The sequence below is a fragment of the Pseudomonas sp. Z1-12 genome (assembly GCF_051132015.1).
In the GTDB taxonomy this organism is placed as follows: domain Bacteria; phylum Pseudomonadota; class Gammaproteobacteria; order Pseudomonadales; family Pseudomonadaceae; genus Aquipseudomonas; species Aquipseudomonas zanjanensis.
On sequence record NZ_CP071647.1, the window covers coordinates 2,867,992 to 2,889,183 of the forward strand.

At 64.1% G+C, this 21,192-nt stretch carries 2 protein-coding genes (1 of these 2 only partly in view); both read left to right on the forward strand.

Annotated elements, in window-relative coordinates:
* On the forward strand, positions 1-7,515 hold the 3' portion of the coding sequence (locus J3P85_RS12370; protein ID WP_434706016.1) for a non-ribosomal peptide synthase/polyketide synthase. The gene continues 21,516 nt to the left of window position 1, outside the view; the window shows 7,515 of its 29,031 coding nt (coding positions 21,517-29,031); its start codon lies beyond the left edge, outside the window; it ends in the stop codon at positions 7,513-7,515.
* On the forward strand, positions 7,512-20,678 hold the full coding sequence (locus J3P85_RS12375) for an amino acid adenylation domain-containing protein (protein WP_434706017.1): 13,167 nt from the start codon (positions 7,512-7,514) through the stop codon (positions 20,676-20,678). Before J3P85_RS12370 ends, J3P85_RS12375 begins: the two co-directional genes overlap by 4 nt.
* Positions 20,679-21,192: the final 514 nt, after the last annotated feature.

Here is a 21,192-nt window from a genome sequence, read left to right on the forward strand (position 1 = left end):
CTGATTCCCCAGGCCATCGGCGGCCTGCGCATCCTGCTGTGCGGCGGGGAACGGGCCGATGTGGCATCGTTCCGGCGCTTGCTGGAGCTGGCGCCCGACCTGCGTCTGGTGCACTGCTATGGCCCGACCGAAACCACCACCTATGCCACCACCTTTGAAGTGAAGGCCGTGGCGGCGGATGCCGAATGCGTGCCCATCGGCGGACCGATCGGCAACACCCAGGTGTACGTGCTCGATGCGCGCCAGCAGTTGGCGCCGTTGGGTGTCGTCGGCGAGATGTACATTGGCGGCAAGGGCGTGGCCAAGGGTTACCTGAACCGGCCGGACCTGACCGCGGAAAAATTCATCGCCGACCCGTTCAGCCATGAACCCGACGCGTTGCTGTACCGCACCGGCGACCTCGGTCGCTGGCTGCCGGAGGGCCGCCTGGAGTGCCTGGGGCGCAACGACGACCAGGTGAAGATCCGCGGTTTCCGCATCGAACTGGGCGAGATCGAAGCCAAGCTGGTGGCCTGTGATGGCGTCAAGGATGCGGTGGTGCTGATGCGGGTCGATGAATCGGGCGAAAAGCGCCTGGTGGCCTATGCCATTGCCCAGCCGCAGGTCACGCTGACCGTGGCGGACTTGCGCGAGCGATTGTCCGCGACCCTGGCCGACTACATGGTGCCTGCCGCGTTCGTGATGTTGTCGGCGTTCCCGTTGACGCTCAACGGCAAGGTGGATCGCAAGGCCCTGCCGGCACCGCACGCCGAGGCCTACGCCAGCCAGGCCTACGAGGCACCGCTGGGTGAGGTTGAACAGGTCTTGGCCGGCATGTGGGCCGAGTTGCTGAATGTGGAACAGGTCGGTCGCCACGACAACTTCTTCGAACTGGGCGGCCATTCGCTGCTGGCCGTGACGCTGATCGAACGCATGCGCCAAATCGGCTTGAGCGCCGACGTGCGCGTGCTGTTCAGCCAACCGACCCTGGCCGCACTGGCCGCGGCGATTGGCAGCGGTCGGGAAGTCAGTGTGCCGGCGAACCTGATTCCTTTGGATTGTGAACGCATCACCCCCGAGTTGTTGCCGCTGGTCAACCTGACCCAGGACACCCTCGACCAGATCGTCGCCACGGTGCCAGGTGGTGCGCGCAACGTGCAGGATATCTATCCGCTGGCGCCGTTGCAGGAAGGCATCCTCTATCACCACCTGGCCGCCGAACAAGGCGACCCCTACGTGTTGCAGTCACAGTTTGCCTTCGACAACCGTGAGCGCCTGGACGCGTTCATCGGTGCACTGCAAGTGGTGATCGATCGCCACGACATCCTGCGCACCAGTGTGGTCTGGGAAGGGTTGGATGAGCCGGTGCAAGTGGTCTGGCGCCAGGTGGTGCTGGAACCGCAATGCATCGTTCCCGATGCCACGGCCGGAGACATGGCCACGCAACTGGCCAACCGCTTCGATGCGCGGCACTGTCGCCTGGACTTGGGCCGGGCCCCGCTGTTGCACCTGGCGTATGCACAGGACGAGGCCCAGGATCGCTGGGTAGCGATCCTGTTGTTCCATCACATGGCGCTGGACCACACCGCCCTGGATGTGATGCAACATGAGATGCAAATGCACCTGTTGGGCCAGGACGAACACCTGACCGCATCGGTGCCGTACCGCAATTACGTGGCCCAGGCCCGGCTGGGGACGAGCGAGCAGGAGCACGAAGCGTTTTTCCGCGAAATGCTCGGCGATATCGATGAGCCGACGCTGCCATTCGGCCTGGCCCAGGTCCAGGGTGACGGGCACGGCATCGAAGAAGTGAAGGTATTTGTCGATGACGCCTTGAGCCTGCGCCTGCGGACTCAAGCCCGGCAGCTTGGCGTCAGTGCCGCCAGCCTGGTCCACCTGGCCTGGGCCCAGGTCCTGGCCGTGGCGTCGGGCCAGGAGAACGTGGTCTTCGGCACGGTCCTGCTGGGCCGGATGCAAGGCGGCGACGGGGCCGACCGGGCCCTGGGCATGTTCATCAACACCTTGCCGATCTGCGTGCCGGTGAATGAGCAAAGCGTGCGGGACGCGGTGAAGACCACCCATGGGCGCCTGACCGGGCTGCTGGGGCATGAGCATGCTTCCCTGGCCCTGGCCCAACGCTGCAGTGACGTGGCCTCGCCAGCGCCGTTGTTCAGTGCGCTGTTGAACTTCCGCCACAGTTCGCTGCAGGTGACCGATGAGGGCTTGTCCGCCTGGAGCGGCATGCAAATGTTGTCCAGCGAGGAGCGCACCAACTATCCGCTGACGCTGAACGTCGATGACCTGGGCGAAGGCTTCAGCCTGACGGTGCAGGTCGAGTCCCGGGTCGGTGCGCAACGTATCTGTGATTATGTGCAGGTGGCCCTGCACAGCCTGGTCGACACCCTGGAGCAAGCGCCGCAAACGGCGGTGCGCAACCTCACGGTGTTGCCGTCGGCCGAACGTACGCAACTGCTGGAGACCTGGAACGCACCAGAGGCGACGTACGCCCATGACGCGCTGATCCATCGCCAGTTCGAGGCCCAGGTCGCGACGCAACCCGACGCGGTGGCGGTGGTGTTCGAGGGTCAGGCATTGACCTACGGCAAACTCAACGCCCAGGCCAACCAGCTCGCTCATCGCCTGTTGTCGCTGGGTATTTGTCCGGATGACCGGGTCGCGATCTGTGTCGAACGCGGCCTGGACATGATCGTCGGCCTGTTGGGTATCTTGAAGTCGGGCGCCGGTTACGTACCGCTGGATCCGGCCTCCCCGGCGGAGCGCATCGCCTACATGCTCGAGGACAGCTCCCCCGTGGCGATCGTGGTGCATGCCGCCACCCAGGCGCTGCTGGCCGAAGAGTCTGTACGGGTGATCGAACTCGATAACCCGGCGTTGCGCGGCCAGTCCACCGCCAACCCGCAAGTACCTGGCCTGACGTCGTCGCAGTTGGCCTACGTGATCTACACCTCCGGCTCCACCGGGTTGCCCAAGGGCGTGATGGTCGAACACCGCAATGTCGCGCGGCTGTTCTCGGCGACCCAACCCTGGTTCGAGTTCGGCCCGCAAGACGTGTGGGCGCTGTTCCACTCCTTCGCCTTCGATTTCTCGGTCTGGGAAATCTGGGGCGCGCTGATCCATGGTGGACGCTTGTGGGTGGTGCCGCAGTGGGTCAGTCGCTCCCCGCAAGATTGCTACGCGCTGCTGTGCGAGGCCGGTGTGACCGTGCTGAACCAGACACCAAGCGCTTTCCGGCAACTGATCGTGGCCCAGGGTGAAAGCGATCTGCGCCACAGCCTGCGCCAGGTGATCTTTGGCGGTGAAGCGCTGGAAACCGGGATGCTCAAGCCTTGGTATGCCCGTGTAGCCAACGCAGGGACGCAGTTGGTCAACATGTACGGCATCACCGAAACGACGGTGCACGTGACGTATCGTCCGCTTGAAGCGGCTGATGCCCAGTTGGCGGGCGTCAGCCCCATCGGCAAGCGCATTCCCGACCTGCAACTGTACGTGCTCGACGCCCGGCGCGAGCCGGTGCCGGTGGGCGTGGTGGGTGAGATGTACGTAGGCGGCGCGGGCGTGGCGCGGGGTTACCTGAACCGGCCCGAGTTGACCCAGGAACGGTTTATCGCCGACACCTTTAGCGGGTGTGAAGGGGCGCGCCTGTACCGGACCGGCGACCTCGGCCGCTGGCTGGCCGACGGCAGCATCGAGTACCTGGGCCGTAACGACGACCAGGTGAAGATCCGCGGCTTCCGTATCGAACTGGGTGAGATCGAAGCGAGCTTGGCGGCCTGCGAGGGTGTCAGCGAGGCGGTGGTCGTTGCCCGTGAAGACGCGCCGGGCGACAAGCGCCTGGTGGCTTATGTCATTGCCGCGCAAAGTGCATCGCTCTCGGCTGTCGACCTGCGTACGCAGTTGCTGGGATCGCTGGCGGAGTACATGGTGCCCAGCGCCTTCGTGATCCTTGAAGCGTTCCCGCTGACCACTAACGGCAAGCTCGACCGCAAGGCCTTGCCGGCGCCGGATCAGTCGGCAGTGATCAGCCGTGAATACGAAGCCCCGCAAGGCGAGGCCGAGACAGTCATCGCCGCGATCTGGCAAGACCTGCTGGACTTTGAGCGAATCGGCCGTCACGACAACTTCTTCGAGTTGGGTGGCCATTCGCTGCTGGCGGTGAAGCTGATCGAACGCATGCGTCACGTCGGCTTGAGTGCCGATGTGCGGGTGCTGTTCGGCCAACCGACGCTGGCGGCCCTGGCTGCCGCGGTGGGTGGGCACACGGAAGTCGTGGTGCCGGGCAACGCGATCCCGGACGGCTGCACGCGGATCACCCCGGACATGCTGCCCCTGGCCGCACTCGACCAGGACGCCATCGACCGGATCGTGGCCACGGTGCCGGGTGGCGTGACAAATGTGCAGGATATCTACGCCCTGGCGCCGTTGCAGGAAGGGATCCTGTATCACCACATCGCCTCTGCCCAGGGCGATCCCTACCTGCAATATGTGATGTTCGCGTTCGACAGCTTCGCCCATGTGGAGCATTTCACCCAAGCGCTGCAAGCGGTCGTTTCCCGTCACGATATCCTGCGCACCGGCGTGCTCTGGGAAGGCTTGGCCGAGCCCATGCAGGTGGTCTGGCGTGACGCGCGGCTGGTGGTCGAGGCGGTTGAGCTGGATCCGGCGGCCGGGGAGGTTGCCACGCAGTTGCATCAGCGTTTCGACCCCCGGCACTATCGCCTGGACATCCGCCAGGCGCCGCTGATGCGGGTCGCTTATGCGCAAGACCCGGCCAACCAGCGCTGGGTGGGCATGCTGTTGTTCCATCACCTGGTGGATGACGCCACCTCGTTGGCCGTGCTGTCCGCGGAGATCGAGGCGCACATGCTCGGCCAGGCACAACGCTTGCCGGCATCGGTGCCGTACCGCAACTACGTGGCCCAGGCTCGGTTGGGCGTGAGTCGCGAAGCCCATGAACGATTCTTCCGCGACATGCTCGGTGATGTCGACGAGCCGACGTTGCCGTTTGATTTGCAGGATGTGCAAGGCGACGGCAGCGGCATCGAAGAGGTTCGCCAGGAGGTCGAGGCCGGCCTCAGCCGTCGGCTGCGGGTCCAGGCGCGTCAGCTCGGCGTGAGCGCGGCGAGCCTGTATCACCTGGTCTGGGCGCAGGTGCTGGGCACGGTCTCGGGTCGCGACGACGTGGTGTTCGGCACCGTGTTGGTGGGCCGGATGCAGGGCGGCGAGGGCGCCGACCGTGCACTGGGGATGTTCATCAATACGCTGCCGTTGCGGGTGAAACTGGGGGAAACCGGTGTCCGTGCGGGTGTGAAAGCAACCCATGCCCGACTGACCGCCTTGCTCGGCCATGAGCACGCCTCGTTGGTGCTGGCGCAACGTTGCAGCGGCGTAGAGGCGCCGACGCCGTTGTTCAGTGCCTTGCTCAACTACCGTCACACCGGCGCGGCAGCTTCCGCCGAAGCCTTGTCGGCTTGGGACGGTATCCAGGTGCTGGGTGGCGAAGAGCGGACCAACTACCCGCTGACGTTGTCGGTGGATGACCAGGGCGAAGCGTTCAGCTTCACCGTCATGACCCCGGCGCGCATCGGCGCCCAGCGGCTGTGCGGGTATGTGGAGCAGGCGCTGGAAGGCCTGATCCAGATGCTTGAGCAGACGCCGGAGGCGCCGTTGCACCAGTTGTCGATCCTGCCGCCGAGCGAGCGCCTGAAACTGCTGGCCGAGTTCAATACCGGTGGTGCCGACGACCCGCAGGAGCAGACGGTTCTCGGGCTGTTCGAAGCCCAGGTCCAGCGTACGCCGGACAACGTGGCCGTCCAGCACGGCGAGCACGCGTTGAGTTATCGCCAGTTGGACGCGCGAGCCAACCAGTTGGCGCATTACCTGCGCAAGCAGGGCGTGCAACCGGATTCACGCGTGGCGATCTGTGTCCAGCGCAGCGCCGAGATGGTGATCGGGCTGCTGGCGATTCTCAAGGCGGGCGGTGGTTATGTGCCTTTGGACCCGGCGTATCCCGCGGAGCGGATTGCCTACATGCTGACGGACAGCGAGCCGGCTGCGGTGCTGGCCCAGGCAGCGACCAGAGAACTCTTGTTGCAGGTTCAGGTGCCATTGATCGACCTGGATGCCGGCCCGTGGCAAGACGAGCCGGAGCACACCCCGCTGGTCTCTGGCCTGACGCCGGCCCACCTGGCCTACGTGATCTACACCTCCGGTTCCACCGGCTTGCCCAAAGGGGTGATGGTCGAACATCGCGGCCTGCGCAACCTGCTGGACTGGTACCTCGAGGACCTGGCTTTCCACGCCGGCGACGCGGTGCTGCTGGCGTCCTCCTACAACTTTGACCTGACCCAGAAAAACATCCTCGCGCCGCTGATGGTCGGGGCCTCGCTGCACCTGGCCGCCGAACCCTTCAATCCCGGCGCCATCGTCGCCCAGGTCGCCCAGGCCGGGATCAGCCACCTCAATATGTCGCCCAGCGCCTTCCACGCGCTGGTGGACGCCGACCACCAGCAAGCCCTGGCCTGCCTGAAACGGGTGGTCCTGGGGGGTGAACCGATCCAGGTCGCCATGCTGGAGAAGCTGGCCCAGCCACGGCCGGCGGTGATCAACAGCTACGGGCCGACCGAGTGCAGTGACGTGGTTGCCTGGTACACGGCCGACAGCGACCTTGAGACCTACCGGCACCAGTCGATCCCGATTGGGCGGCCGATCCGCAACATGCAATTGCATGTGCTGGACACTCACGGGCAGTTGGTGCCGGTGGGCGTGCCCGGTGAGATCCATATCGGCGGTGTCGGTGTGGCCCGCGGTTACCTCAACCTGCCGCAGCTCAGTGCCGAACGCTTCATCGCCGACCCGTTCTACGGCAAGGCCGACGCGCGCCTGTACAAGACCGGCGACATCGGTCGCTGGCTGCCTGACGGCACCCTGCAGTACCTGGGACGCAATGACGATCAGGTGAAGATCCGCGGGTTCCGCATCGAACTGGGCGAGATCGAAGCCAAGCTCGCCCAGCACGACGCGGTGAAGGAGGCTGCGGTGCTGGTCCGTGAAGACGTACCGGGGGAAAAACGCCTGGTGGCCTATTTCACCCAATACGCACCGGACGAAGCGGCGGATATCGAAGCGCTGCGTACCTGCCTGCAGGCACAACTGCCGGCCTTCATGGTGCCGGTGGCCTATGTACGCCTCGACACCATGCCGCTGACACCCAACGGCAAGCTCAACCGCAAGGTGCTGCCGGCACCGGACCTGGAGGCTTTCATCACCCGGGGCTACGAAGCCCCCATCGGCGAAACCGAAATCACGCTGGCCCAGTTGTGGGCTGAAGTGCTCAATGTAGAGCGCGTTGGCCGTCACGATCACTTCTTTGGACTGGGTGGGCATTCCTTGCTTGCCGTCAGCCTGATGGAGCGGATGCGCCAAGAGGGTATGGAAGCGGATGTGCGGACGTTGTTCGAGCAGCCCACGCTCTCGGAATACGCGGCAATGACAGAAAAAATGGAGATTGTCCTGTGAGTGTGATCGAACTGTTGGCGACACTAAAAGAAAAAGACGTACAGCTTTCAGTCAAGGGCGATCAGCTCGTGGTACGGGGCCGCAAACAGTCTCTGAGCGAGCCGGCGGTGCTGGCCTTGCTGCGCGAGCACAAGGCCGCGCTGATCGCGTTGATCCAGGCCGGCGAATACGAGGGAGGCAAGGCCGGCGAAGTCGACACCCCCGCCAGCGTCATTCCCGTCGGCTGCGTGCAGATCACGCCGGACATGCTGCCGCTGGTGACGCTCGATCAGCCAGCCATCGACCGCATCGTTGCGACGGTGCCGGGCGGTGCTGCGAATGTGCAGGATATCTACCCGCTGGCACCGTTGCAGGAGGGTATTCTCTATCACCACCTGATCGCCACCGAGGGCGATCCGTATGTTTTGCAGGCTCATTTCAGCATCACCCGGCGTGAACGCCTGAGGGATTTCATCGATGCCTTGCAAAGTGTGATCGATCGGCACGACATCCTGCGCACCGCCATCATCCGCGAGGGGTTGGAAGAGTCGGTCCAGGTGGTCTGGCGTGAGGCTCGACTGGGCGTCAAGGACATCAGCGCCGACCTCGCCGAGGGCGACGTCCTGGCGCAACTGCAGGCGCGCTTCGATCCCCGGCACTATCGGCTGGACGTCAGCCAGGCGCCGTTGCTGTTGCTGGTGGTTGCCCAAGACACCGCGAACCAGCGCTGGGTCGCCATGCTGCTGTTCCACCACATGGCCCTCGACCATGAGGCGCTGAGCGTTGTACAGAACGAAATGCAGGCCTATCTGATGGGGCAGGCCGGGCAACTGCGCCCCGCGGTGCCTTATCGTCATTACGTGGCCCGGACCCGGCAGGCCGGCCAGCGGCAGTCCGATGAGGCGTTCTTCAGCAAAATGCTGGGCGATGTCGACGAGCCGACCTTGCCTTTCGGCCACCAGGATGTGCTGGGTGACGGCATCGCCATCGAAGAGGGCCATCAAGCGCTGACGCCAGACCTCAGTCGCCGTCTGCGCGCCCAGGCTCGGCAACTCGGTGTCAGCGCGGCGAGCATTGTTCACCTGGCCTGGGCCCAAGTGCTGGGCTGCGTATCGGGTCGCGAAGACGTGGTGTTCGGCACGGTGATGCTGGGGCGCATGCAGGCCGGTGAAAGCATGAGCCGGGCACTGGGCATGTTCATCAATACCTTGCCGTTGCGGGTGGGCGTGGGCGCGCAAAGCGTGCGCGATGGAGTGAAAGACACCCATGCCTGGTTGAGTGCCTTGCTCAGCCATGAGTACGCCTCCCTGGCCCTGGCCCAACGTTGCAGCGGCGTGGTGGCACCGGCGCCGCTGTTCAGCGCGCTGCTGAACTATCGACACAGCGCCGGCGCGGCCCAGGCTCTCCCGCCGGAAGCCAGCCTGGCCTGGGAGGGGATCGAAAGCCTGGGCGCGCAGGAGCGCACCAATTTTCCGCTGTCCCTGTCGGTAGACGACCTGGGCGACGATTTCAGCCTGTCGGTGCTGGCCGTGCCGCAGATTGGCGCGCAGCGGGTCTGCGTGTACATGGACATTGCGTTGGAACAGCTGGTGGCGGCGCTGGAAACCTCGCCGCGGAGCCCATTGAACAGTCTGTCGATACTGCCACCGGCCGAACGCAGTCAATCGCTCGAAACCTGGAATATGACAGACGCGGCGTATGCACTCGACGCGCTGATCCATCGGCGGTTCGAAGCCCAGGCCAGCGAGCAGCCCGAGGCGGTTGCGCTGGAGCACGCCGACCAGACACTGACCTACGGCGAACTCAACGCTCGGGCGAATCAGGTTTCACGCCGCCTGCTGGCCTTGGGCGTCCGGCCGAATGATCGGGTGGCGATCTGTGTCGAGCGTAGCCTGGAAATGATCGTCGGCTTGTTGGGCATCCTGAAATCCGGTGCGGGGTATGTCCCCATAGACCCGGCTTACCCGGCGGAACGTATTGCCTACCTGCTGCAGGACAGTGCGCCGGTGGCGGTGCTGGCACAGACCCGTACCCATCCCCTGTTGGGCGACGTCTCGCTGCCTGTCGTTGATCTCGATGGCGACGACTGGCAGGGCGAATCCGTCTCCAACCCCCAGGTGCAGGGGCTTGACGCCCAGCACTTGGCCTACGTGATCTACACCTCCGGATCGACCGGTCTGCCCAAAGGGGTGATGGTCGAGCATCGCAATCTCAACAATCTGGTGGATTGGCATTGTCACGCCTTCGCAGTGGGACGTGGCAGCCGTACCTCCAGTGTCGCCGGTTTCGGTTTCGATGCGGCGGCCTGGGAGGTCTGGCCCGCACTCTGCGCGGGCGCCACGTTGCTGCTGCCTCCGGCGCATGCCGGTAGCGAGGATGTCGATGCGCTGCTCGACTGGTGGCAGGCCCAGGCGCTGGATGTGTGTTTCCTGCCCACGCCCATTGCCGAGTACGCATTGGGTCGCAACCTGAGTCACGATCGGTTGCGCAAGCTGCTGATCGGTGGCGATCGCCTGCGCAAGCTGCCGGCCGATCTGCCCTTCGATGTGATCAACAACTACGGCCCGACGGAAACGACCGTGGTCGCCACCTCGGGCCGGATCGACGCTTCGCAGCAGGTGTTGCATATCGGCAGACCGGTGGCCAACACGCGGGTGTATCTGCTGGATGCACAATTGCGACCGGTTCCGGTCGGGGTGGCCGGTGAGCTGTATATCGGTGGCGCGGGGGTTGCGCGGGGCTATTTGAACCGGCCGGAGTTGACCGCCGAGCGTTTCGTGAAGGATCCGTTCAGCCTTGTGCAAAATGCCAGGATGTACCGTACCGGTGATCTGGGACGCTATTTGCCGGACGGCAACATCGAGTACCTGGGGCGTAACGATGGTCAACTGAAAATCAGGGGCCTGCGCATTGAACTGGGTGAAATAGAATCCAGGCTGGGTGCTTGCGCCGGCGTTCGAGAGGCCGTGGTCATTGCGCTGGGAGAGGCGGCGGATGACCAACGCCTGGTGGCCTACTACACGGTGCACGACGCCGCCGACCAGAGCCTCGCGCCTGAGGGTCTGCAAGCGCAGTTGCAGGTGCATTTGCCCAAGCACATGGTGCCGTCGGCCTACGTGCGTCTCGACAGGTTGCCGCTGACCCCGAACGGTAAACTCGACCGCAAGGCCCTGCCGGCACCGGACCACCATGCGTTGATCACCCGCGGTTATGAAGCCCCTCGGAGTGAGACCGAAATCACCCTGGCGCATATCTGGCAAGGCCTGCTCAAGGTTGAACGGGTTGGCCGTCATGACCACTTCTTCGAACTGGGCGGCCACTCCTTGCTCGCCGTCAACCTGATCGAGCAAATGCGTCAGGTCGGCTTGAGCGCGGATGTGCGTGTGCTGTTCGGCCAGCCGACCCTCGCGGCACTTGCCGCGGCGGTGGGCAGTGGCAACGAAGTCCTGGTGCCCGCCAACGGGATCACGCCGGGCTGCGAACGGATCACCCCGCAGATGTTGCCGCTGGCGACGCTCAGCCAGGATGCCATCGACCGCATCGTGGCGAGCGTGCCGGGCGGTGCGTCGAACATACAGGACATCTACGCGCTGGCACCGCTGCAGGAAGGCATTCTCTACCATCACATGTCGACCCCGCAGGGAGATCCCTACGGATTGCAGGCGCTGTTCGCCTTCCAGAGCGAGGCACGCCTCGACGCGTTTGCGCAGGCGCTGCAAAGCGTGATCGATCGTCACGATATCCTGCGCACGTCGGTGTTGTGGGAGGGGTTGGAGCAGCCGGTGCAGGTGGTCTGGCGCAAGGCGGTATTGAGCATCGAACAGATCGCCTTCAATGCCGGAGACGGTGATGCGGTGGCCCAACTGCATGCTCGTTTCGACGCCCGTTATCATCGCCTCGATATTCGCCAGGCTCCGCTGATGTGCCTGCGCTTTGCCCATGACCCGGCCAACCAGCGCTGGGTGGCGATACTGTTGTTCCATCACATCGCCCTCGACCACACGGCCCTGGAGGTCGTGCAACAGGAGATGCAGGCGTTCCTGCTCGGGCAAGCCGATGCCTTGCCCGACGCGATGCCGTACCGCAACTACGTGGCACAGGCGCGCCTGGGTGTCAGCCAGGCAGAGCACGAGGCTTTTTTCCGCGAGATGCTGGGCGATGTCGACGAACCCACGCTGCCATTGGGCTTGCAGCAGATGCAGGGCGATGGGCGCGGTGTCGAGGAAGCGCGGCTGCAGGTGGACGCCGGTTTGAGCCGTCGCCTGCGGGCCCAGGCGCGGCAGTTGGGCGTGAGTGCCGCCAGCCTTCACCATTTGGCCTGGGCACAGGTACTCGGACGCTTGTCCGGGCGCGACAATGTGGTGTTTGGCAGCGTACTGATGGGCCGGATGCAGGGCGGCGAGGGCGCCGACCGTGCCCTGGGCATGTTCATCAACACCTTGCCGTTGCGGATCGACCTGGATGAGCCGGACGTGCGCGTCGGGGTCAAGGCCACCCATGCACGCTTGAGCGCGCTGCTCGGCCATGAACACGCCTCGTTGGCCCTGGCCCAACGTTGCAGCGGCGTGGTTGCGCCGCTGCCGTTGTTCAGCGCCTTGCTCAACTATCGGCACAGCGCTGCCGGCGTGGCTTCAGCCGAGGCCACGGCCGCCTGGCAGGGAATGGAAAACCTCAGCGGCGAAGAGCGCACCAACTACCCGTTGACCCTGTCTGTGGACGACCTGGGCGAAGGTTTCAGTTTGGATGCCCAGGTATTGCAAGGGATGGGGGCGACCCGCATCTGCGGCTACATGCACACGGCACTTGAACACCTGGTCCTGGCACTGGAGCACGCCTCACGGACGCCGCTCAACCGTCTGGAGATCCTGCCGGAAGCCGAGCGCGAGCAGTTGCTGGTGGATTTCAACGCTACCCGGCGCCCTTATCCGCAGGACAGGACCGTTCATGGGGTGTTTGAAGCGCAGGTGTTGGCCCGGCCGCAGGCCATCGCCGCCGTGCATGCTTCGCAACGCCTGACCTACGGTGAACTCAATGCCAAAGCCAATCGCCTGGCGCGCCATCTGATCGATCGGGGCGTACAGCCGGGCGATTGCGTGGCGATTGCGCTGGAACGCTCGATTGAGCTGTTGGTCAGCCAGTTGGCGATTCTCAAATGTGCCGCCGTCTATGTCCCGCTGGATGTCAGCGCGCCTCTGGAACGCCAGCAGTTCATGGTGCAGGACAGCGGGGCGCAGGTCGTGTTGACGTTGAGCACGGCGGTAGCGCCTGACAGCTCGCAACGGGTGGATCTGGATACGGCGGTCGTCAATGAAGTCGCCGATAACCTCGATCTGGCGCAAAGCAGCGAATCAGTGGCCTACCTCATGTTCACCTCCGGTTCCACCGGCACGCCAAAAGGCGTGTTGGTACCGCATCGCGCGGTCAACCGGCTGGTGATCAACAACGGTTACGCGGATTTCAACGAGCACGACCGAGTGGCCTTTGCCTCCAATCCGGCCTTCGACGCCAGCACCCTGGACGTCTGGGCGCCGTTGCTCAACGGCGGTTGCGTGGTGGTGGTCGAACAGGACGTATTGCTGACCCAAGAGCGTTTCCGCGCACTGCTGCTTGAGCAATCGGTCAGTGTGTTGTGGATGACCGCCGGTCTGTTCCACCAATACGCCAGCGGCCTGATGGACGTATTCGGACAGCTGCGCTATTTGATCGTCGGCGGCGATGTGCTCGACCCGGCGGTAATCGCTCGGGTGCTGAGCGAAGGCGCCCCGGCTCACTTGCTCAACGGCTACGGGCCGACCGAAGCGACCACCTTCACCACCACCCACGAAATCAAGGCCGTGGGCGAGGGCGGGATCCCGATTGGCCGTCCGGTTGGCAACAGCCGGGTCTACATACTGGATACCCACCGGCAGCCGGTGCCGGCCGGCGTGGCGGGCGAGTTGTACATCGGTGGCGATGGCGTGGCGAAAGGGTATCTGAACCGTCCCGAGCTGACCGCCGAGAAGTTCGTTACCGACCCGTTCAATGCCGAGCCCGACGCCGTGCTGTACCGCACCGGCGACCTGGCGCGCTGGCGGGCGGATGGGGTGGTGGAGTACCTGGGCCGTAACGACGACCAGGTGAAGATCCGCGGTTTTCGTATCGAACTGGGCGAGATCGAAGTCCGCCTGGGCCAATGCGCGGGCGTGAAAGACGCCGTGGTGCTGGCGCGCCAGGACGAAACGGGGCCCAAGCGCCTGGTGGGGTATGTCATCCCTGAAGGCGGCATCACCTTGTCGGCGCAGGCGTTGCGCGCCGAGCTGGTGGCCGCGTTGGCTGACTACATGGTGCCGAGTGCTTTCGTGGTATTGCCATCCTTCCCGCTGACCGCCAACGGCAAACTGGATCGTCGCGCATTGCCGGAACCGGACGCCGACGCCTATGCCAGCCGTGAATACGCAGCCCCGCAGGGCGAGGTCGAACAGACCCTGGCGCAACTGTGGGCCGAACTGCTCAAGGTCGAACGGGTGGGGCGCCACGACCATTTCTTTGAACTGGGTGGGCATTCGTTATTGGCGATGAGCTTGATCGAGCGCATGCGCCAGGTCGACCTGTCGGTGGACGTGCGGGTGCTGTTCAGCCAGCCGACGCTACGCGCCCTGGCCGCCGCGGTCGGTGGGTATCGTGAGGTGGTGGTGCCGGCCAATGCGATCGTCGAGGGTTGCCAGCGCATCACGCCTGACCTGTTGCCGTTGGCGGTACTGAGCCAGGAGGCGATCGATCGGATCGTGGCGAGTGTGCCGGGCGGCGTGGGCAATGTGCAGGACATCTACCCGCTGGCCCCCTTGCAGGAAGGCGTTCTGTATCACCATCTGACGGCGGAAAAAGGCGATCCGTATGTGTTGCAGACGGTGTTCGGTTTTGAGCGCCGCGCACGCTTGGATGAGTTCATCCAGGCGTTGCAGCAGGTGATCGACCGCCACGACATTCTCAGGACCTCGATCGTCTGGGAGGGCCTCGAGGATCCCATGCAGGTCGTGTGGCGTCGGGCGCAGCTCATGATTGATGAGCAAGTACCGGAGCCGAACGGCGCAGATGTCATTACGCAGCTGTACGAACGTTTCGATGCCCGGCATTACCGGCTGGATGTGCGTCAGGCCCCGTTGCTGCGCCTGGCCATCGCCGAGGATGCCGCCAACCAGCGTTGGATCGCGATGCTGCTGTTCCATCATATGGTGCTGGACCATACCGGCCTGGAAGTGCTGGACCGCGAAATGCAGGCCCATATGCTCGGCAAGGCGCACCAGTTGGGCGCTGCGGTGCCTTACCGCAACTATGTAGCCCAGGCCCGCCTGGGGGTAAGCCAGCAGGAGCATGAAGCGTTTTTCCGGGAGATGCTCGGCGACATCGACGAGCCGACGCTGCCGTTCGGCCTGCAGAATGTGCAGGGTGATGGTAACGGTGTGGAGGAGGTCAGGCTGGTGGTGGCGGCAGGTTTGTGTCGTCGTCTGCGCGAACAAGCCCGACAGTTGGGTGTCAGCGCGGCGAGCGTGATGCACCTGGCCTGGGCGCGGGTGTTGGGGCATGTCAGCGCTCGCGACGACGTCGTCTTTGGCACGGTGCTTCTGGGCCGGCTGCAAGGCGGCGAGGGCGCCGACCGCGCCTTGGGGATGTTCATCAACACCCTGCCATTGCGGGTGAGCCTGGGTGAGCAGGGCGTGGTGGAAGGCGTGCGGTCCACGCACAAGCGGCTTACCGGGCTGCTCGGCCACGAACATGCCTCGCTGGCGCTGGCCCAGCGTTGCAGCGGTGTCGTAGCACCGACCCCACTGTTCAGCTCGATGCTCAACTACCGCCATTGTGGGCTTGAGGCCACTGCGCAGACGGTCTCGGCATGGGAGGGCATCGAGACGCTCGGAGGCGAAGAACGCACCAATTATCCCCTGGCCTTGAGCGTGGATGATGAGGGCGAGGGTTTCAGCCTGGTGGTGCAGGCACTGGTCGGGACCGGTGCGCGGCGTATCGGCGAATACGTGCAGGCCACGCTCGAAGGCCTGGTCACCGCACTGGAGCAGGCACCGCATACGCCGCTGCATGCCCTCACCAGTCTGCCGGCGGCCGAACGCCGGCATCTGCTGGAAACGTTCAATGCCACGGCGGTCGACTACCCGCAGGGCCTGACCTTGCACGGCCTGTTCGAGACGCGGGTCGCGGCCTGCCCGGACGCGGTCGCCGTGGTCTCTGGCGAGGCGCAGCTGAGCTATGCGCAACTCAACGAGCGCGCTAACCAGATTGCCCATCGCTTGCTGGAACTGGGCATTCGCCCGGATGACCGCGTGGCGATCTGTGCCGATCGCAGCCTGGACATGGTCGCGGGCCTGCTGGGCATTCTCAAGGCCGGCGCGGCGTATGTGCCGCTGGACCCGGATTATCCCCGCGAGCGCCTGGCCTACATGCTGGAAAACAGCGCGCCCATGGTGGTGCTGACCCAGCGTGCCTTGCGGGCCAGTCTGCCGGCTACCCAGGCGCGGACCCTGTTGCTGGATGAGGCTGACGGTTTCTCGACGCAGCCCACCGACAATCCGCAGGTCGAGGGCCTGCATGCCCATCACCTGGCCTATGTCATCTACACCTCGGGCTCCACCGGCCTGCCCAAGGGCGTGATGAACGAACACGGCGGGGTGGTCAACCGGCTGCTGTGGATGCAGGACGAATACGGTTTGAGCGCCGCGGACGCGGTGCTGCAAAAGACCCCATTCAGCTTCGACGTGTCGGTGTGGGAATTCTTCTGGCCGCTGTTCAGCGGCGCGCGGTTGGTGATGGCCCGTCCGGGTGGGCATCGCGACCCGGCGTACCTGCGCGAAGTGATCCAGGCCCAAGGCATCACCACGCTGCATTTCGTGCCGTCGATGCTCGATGTGTTCCTGGCCCATGGCGAGGCGGGTCAGTGCGAAGGCTTGGTGCGGGTGATGTGCAGCGGCGAGGCGTTGCCGGGGCATCTGGTGCGGCGCTTCAAGGCGCAGTTGCCGCACGTTGGCCTGTACAACCTGTACGGCCCGACCGAAGCGGCGGTGGATGTGACGGCGTGGGATTGCACGGGTGCAGACACGCCGGACAGCACACCGATCGGCAAGCCGATTGCCAACACGCGGATCTACCTGCTCGATGACCATCAACAACCGGCGCCCCTGGGCGTGGCCGGTGAGATTTACATCGGCGGGGTGCAGGTGGCGCGGGGTTACCTGAACCGTCCGGAGCTGACCGTCGAGCGTTTCCTGCGGGACCCGTTCAGCACCGCGACGAATGCCCGGATGTACCGCACCGGTGACCTGGGTCGTTACCTGCCGGACGGCAACATCGACTACCTGGGGCGCAACGATGACCAGGTGAAGATCCGTGGTTTTCGCATCGAATTGGGCGAGATCGAAGCCAAATTGGCGCAACACGAGGCGGTGAAAGAAGCCGTGGTGCTGGCCCGTGAAGATGCGCCGGGCGAGAAACGCCTGGTGGCTTATTTCACCACGCACTCAGTGAATGAAATGGCGGATATCGAGGCCCTGCGTACCCATCTGCTAGGGCAACTGCCGGAGTACATGGTGCCGACCGCCTACGTGCGGCTCGAGGCACTGCCGCTGACGCCCAATGGCAAGCTTGACCGCAAGGAGCTGCCGGCACCGGATCATTCAGCGGTGATCGCTCGTGAGTACGAGGCCCCGCAGGGTGAAGTGGAAGCCAGCATTGCCCGCATTTGGGAGGACTTGCTCAAGCTCGAACAGGTCGGTCGTCATGACAATTTCTTTGAGCTGGGCGGGCACTCGCTGCTGGCGGTCAAAATGATCGAACGCATGCGCCAGGTCGACCTGAGCGTCGATGTGCGGGTCTTGTTCGGTCAGCCCACGTTGGCCGCGCTGGCCGCCGCCGTCGGGGGCTACCGGGAAGTCGTCGTGCCGGCCAACGGTATTCCGGCCGGTTGCACACGTATCACACCGGACATGCTGCCGCTGGCCGACCTGACTCAAGAGGAGATCGAGCGGATTGTCGCGGCGGTGCCGGGCGGCGTGAGCAACGTCCAGGACATCTATGCCCTGGCGCCGCTGCAGGAAGGGATTCTATATCACCACCTCACCGCCGCCGAAGGCGACCCCTATCTGCAGCAGGTGATATTCGGTTTCGACAGTTTCACCCACCTGGAAGATTTCGCCCACGCGTTGCAAGCCGTCATTACCCGGCACGATATCCTGCGTACCGGCGTGCTCTGGGAGGGGCTGTCCGAGCCCATGCAAGTGGTCTGGCGCGACGCACCCTTGAGTTTCGAGTCGGTTGGGCTGGATCCGGCCCAGGGCGATATCGCCACGCAGTTGCACCAGCGTTTCGACCCCAGGTTCTACCGCCTGGACATTCGCCAGGCGCCGATGATGCGGATTGTCTATGCGCAAGACCCGGCGAACCAACGCTGGGTGGGCATATTGTTGTTTCACCATCTGGTGGACGATGTCACGTCACTGGCGGTGCTGTCCGTGGAAATCGAGGCGCACATGCTCGGCCAGGCGCAGCGACTGTCGGCGTCGGTGCCGTACCGCAATTACGTGGCCCAGGCGCGCTTGGGCGTGAGCCGTGAGGAGCACGAAACATTCTTTTGCGACATGCTCGGCGACATCGACGAGCCGACGCTGCCGTTCGAGTTGCAGGATGTGCAAGGCGATGGCAGCGGCCTGGAGGAAGTTCGCCAGGATGTCGGGGCCGATCTGAGTCGCCGGCTGCGGGCCCAGGCGCGTCAGCTCGGGGTGAGCGCGGCGAGCTTGTATCACCTGGTTTGGGCGCAAGTCCTGGGCAAGGTGTCGGGCAAGGACGATGTCGTGTTCGGCACGGTGCTGGTGGGCCGGATGCAGGGCGGCGAGGGGGCCGACCGTGCGCTGGGGATGTTCATCAATACCTTGCCATTGCGCGTAGGCCTGGGGGCGCAAGGTGTGCGCGCCGGGGTCAAGGCGACCCATGCCCGCCTGACCGCGTTGCTGGGTCATGAACACGCCTCCTTGGCGTTGGCGCAACGTTGCAGTGGCGTGCAGGCGCCGACGCCGCTGTTCAGTGCCTTGCTCAACTACCGCCACACCGCCACGACGGTGTCGAGCGAGACATTGTCAGCCTGGAACGGTATCCAGGTGCTGGGTGGCGAAGAACGGACCAACTACCCGCTGATGTTGTCCGTGGACGACCAGGGCGAAGCGTTCAGCTTTACCGTCATGACCCCGGCTCGCATTGGTGCGCAACGGCTTTGTGGTTATGTGCGGCACACCCTGGAAAACCTGGTCCATATGCTTGAGCAACAGCCGGACAGGCCCTTGCAGCAATTGTCGATCCTGCCGGCCTCGGAACGTGAGCAACTGCTGGTGACGTTCAACGCCACCGAGGCCGACTATCCGCGGCAGCAGACGATTCATGGGCTGTTTGAAGAGCAAGTGCAGCGTACGTCGGAGGCCGTGGCGGTGATCTGTGGCGAGCAGAGCCTGAGCTATGGGGACCTGAACGAACGGGCCAACCGTCTGGCCCATTACCTGCGTAAGCAAGGTGTACAGCCGGATTCGCGGGTGGCGATCTGCGTCGAGCGCGGTATCGACATGGTTGTCGGCTTGCTGGCGATTCTCAAGGCTGGAGGCGGTTATGTGCCGCTGGATCCGGCGTATCCGTTGGATCGGATTGCCTACATGCTGGAAGACAGTGCGCCGGCGGCGGTGTTGGCGCAGGCCGCTACGGTTGGGTTGTTGGCCGAAGCTTCGATGCCAGTGATCAATCTTGACAGCGGGCTGTGGCAGGACGAATCCGTCCTGAATCCCGAGGTGGCAGAGTTGACCTCCTCGCACCTGGCCTATGTCATCTACACCTCGGGTTCGACCGGTCTGCCTAAAGGCGTGATGATTGAACACCACAATACTGTGAACTTCCTGACCTGGGCCCATCGTTCGTTTGACGCTCAAACTCTGTCGAAAACCTTGTTCTCGACCTCGCTGAACTTCGACCTAGCGGTCTACGAATGCTTCGCACCGCTGACCTCGGGCGGCAGCATCGACGTGGTCACTAATGTGCTGGAACTGCAACAGGGCGAGCACGACATCACCTTGATCAATACGGTGCCGTCGGCGCTCAAGGCGTTGCTGGAGTCCGGCGGGTTGGGCGAGGGTGTCGATACGGTGAACGTCGCAGGGGAAGCGCTCAAGCGCAGCCTGGTGGAAGCATTGTTCGAACAGACCCAGGTCAAGCGCCTGTGCAACCTCTACGGTCCTTCGGAAACCACGACCTATTCAAGCTGGGTGTCGATGGCCCGTGAAGACGGGTTTGTCGCCCATATCGGCAAACCGGTGGCCAACACCCAGTTCTACCTGCTGGACGAGCACAAACAACCGGTGCCGCTGGGCGTGCCGGGTGAAATCTACATCGGTGGCGCCGGAGTCGCTCGCGGCTATCTCAATCGTGACGACCTGACGGCTGAGCGTTTCCTCAAGGACCCGTTCAGCAAAGCTTCGAACTCCCGCATGTACAAAACCGGCGACTTGGGCCGCTACCTGCCGGACGGCAACATCGAATACCTGGGCCGCAACGACGATCAGGTGAAGATTCGCGGTTTCCGTATCGAGCTGGGCGAGATCGAAGCCAAGCTCGCCCAGTCTCCAAACATCAAGGAAACCGTGGTCCTGGCCCGTGAAGACGAGCCGGGTGACAAGCGCCTGGTGGCCTATTTCACCCAGCATTCGCCAGACGAGTCGGCGGACATCGAAGCCCTGCGCACGCACCTGCAAGCGCAGTTGCCGGCCTATATGGTGCCGGCCGCCTACGTGTGCCTGGATGCCTTGCCACTGACCCCCAACGGCAAGCTCGACCGCAAGGCGCTACCGGCTCCCGACAGCAATGCGTACGTCACGCGCCTCTATGAAGCCCCCGTGGGCGACAGGGAGATCAAGCTTGCGGCGCTGTGGGCGGAGTTGCTCAGGGTCGAACGGGTCGGTCGTCACGACCACTTCTTCGAACTGGGGGGGCATTCGCTGTTGGCGGTCACGCTGATCGAACGCATGCGCAAGGACGGCATGGAGGCCGATATCCGCGTGCTGTTCGGCCAGCCCACGCTGGCCCTGGTGGCTGCCGCCGTGGGCAAGGTCCAGCACATCAATGTGCCGATGACGAAAATTCCCGCGCTCACGCGCAAACGCAGTATCTGAGTCGGCAGCTCCATCCGAGGGAATGAGTGCCCTGTCCCGGGCTTTCCGGGCAGGGTGCTCACCCCAATCCTGCGCGTCCGTACGTCCTGCCTGGACGACGTCGGGGCTTGTCCCTGCTTCCCATGACAGACATCACCTACTGAATGCTCTAATTTTTTTTGGCCTGTAAGGGGGCGGCCCGCAAACCGCTTCCTTCGGTTGAATGTGACGATTATCCATCGCTTTGGCCCGAGCGCCGAGGTCGGCGCCAAGCGCCGTGACCCTCGCGTGCAGGCGCCGCGCCGTACCTGAAAAACACGTTTCTATCGTCAACCACTCCGAATCAGAAAAGCAGGTTCTTCGATGCAATTCAGCGAATTGATGGCAGCTCTGTCCCAGCATCCGATCCGTCTGCAACAAGACGGCGACAACCTCGTGATCCTGGGCGACGACGAAGGAATAGACCCCGCGCTGTGGGACAGCCTTGCCGTCCATAAGCAGGAACTGCTCGACCTGGTGGAGAGAAATGGTGGCG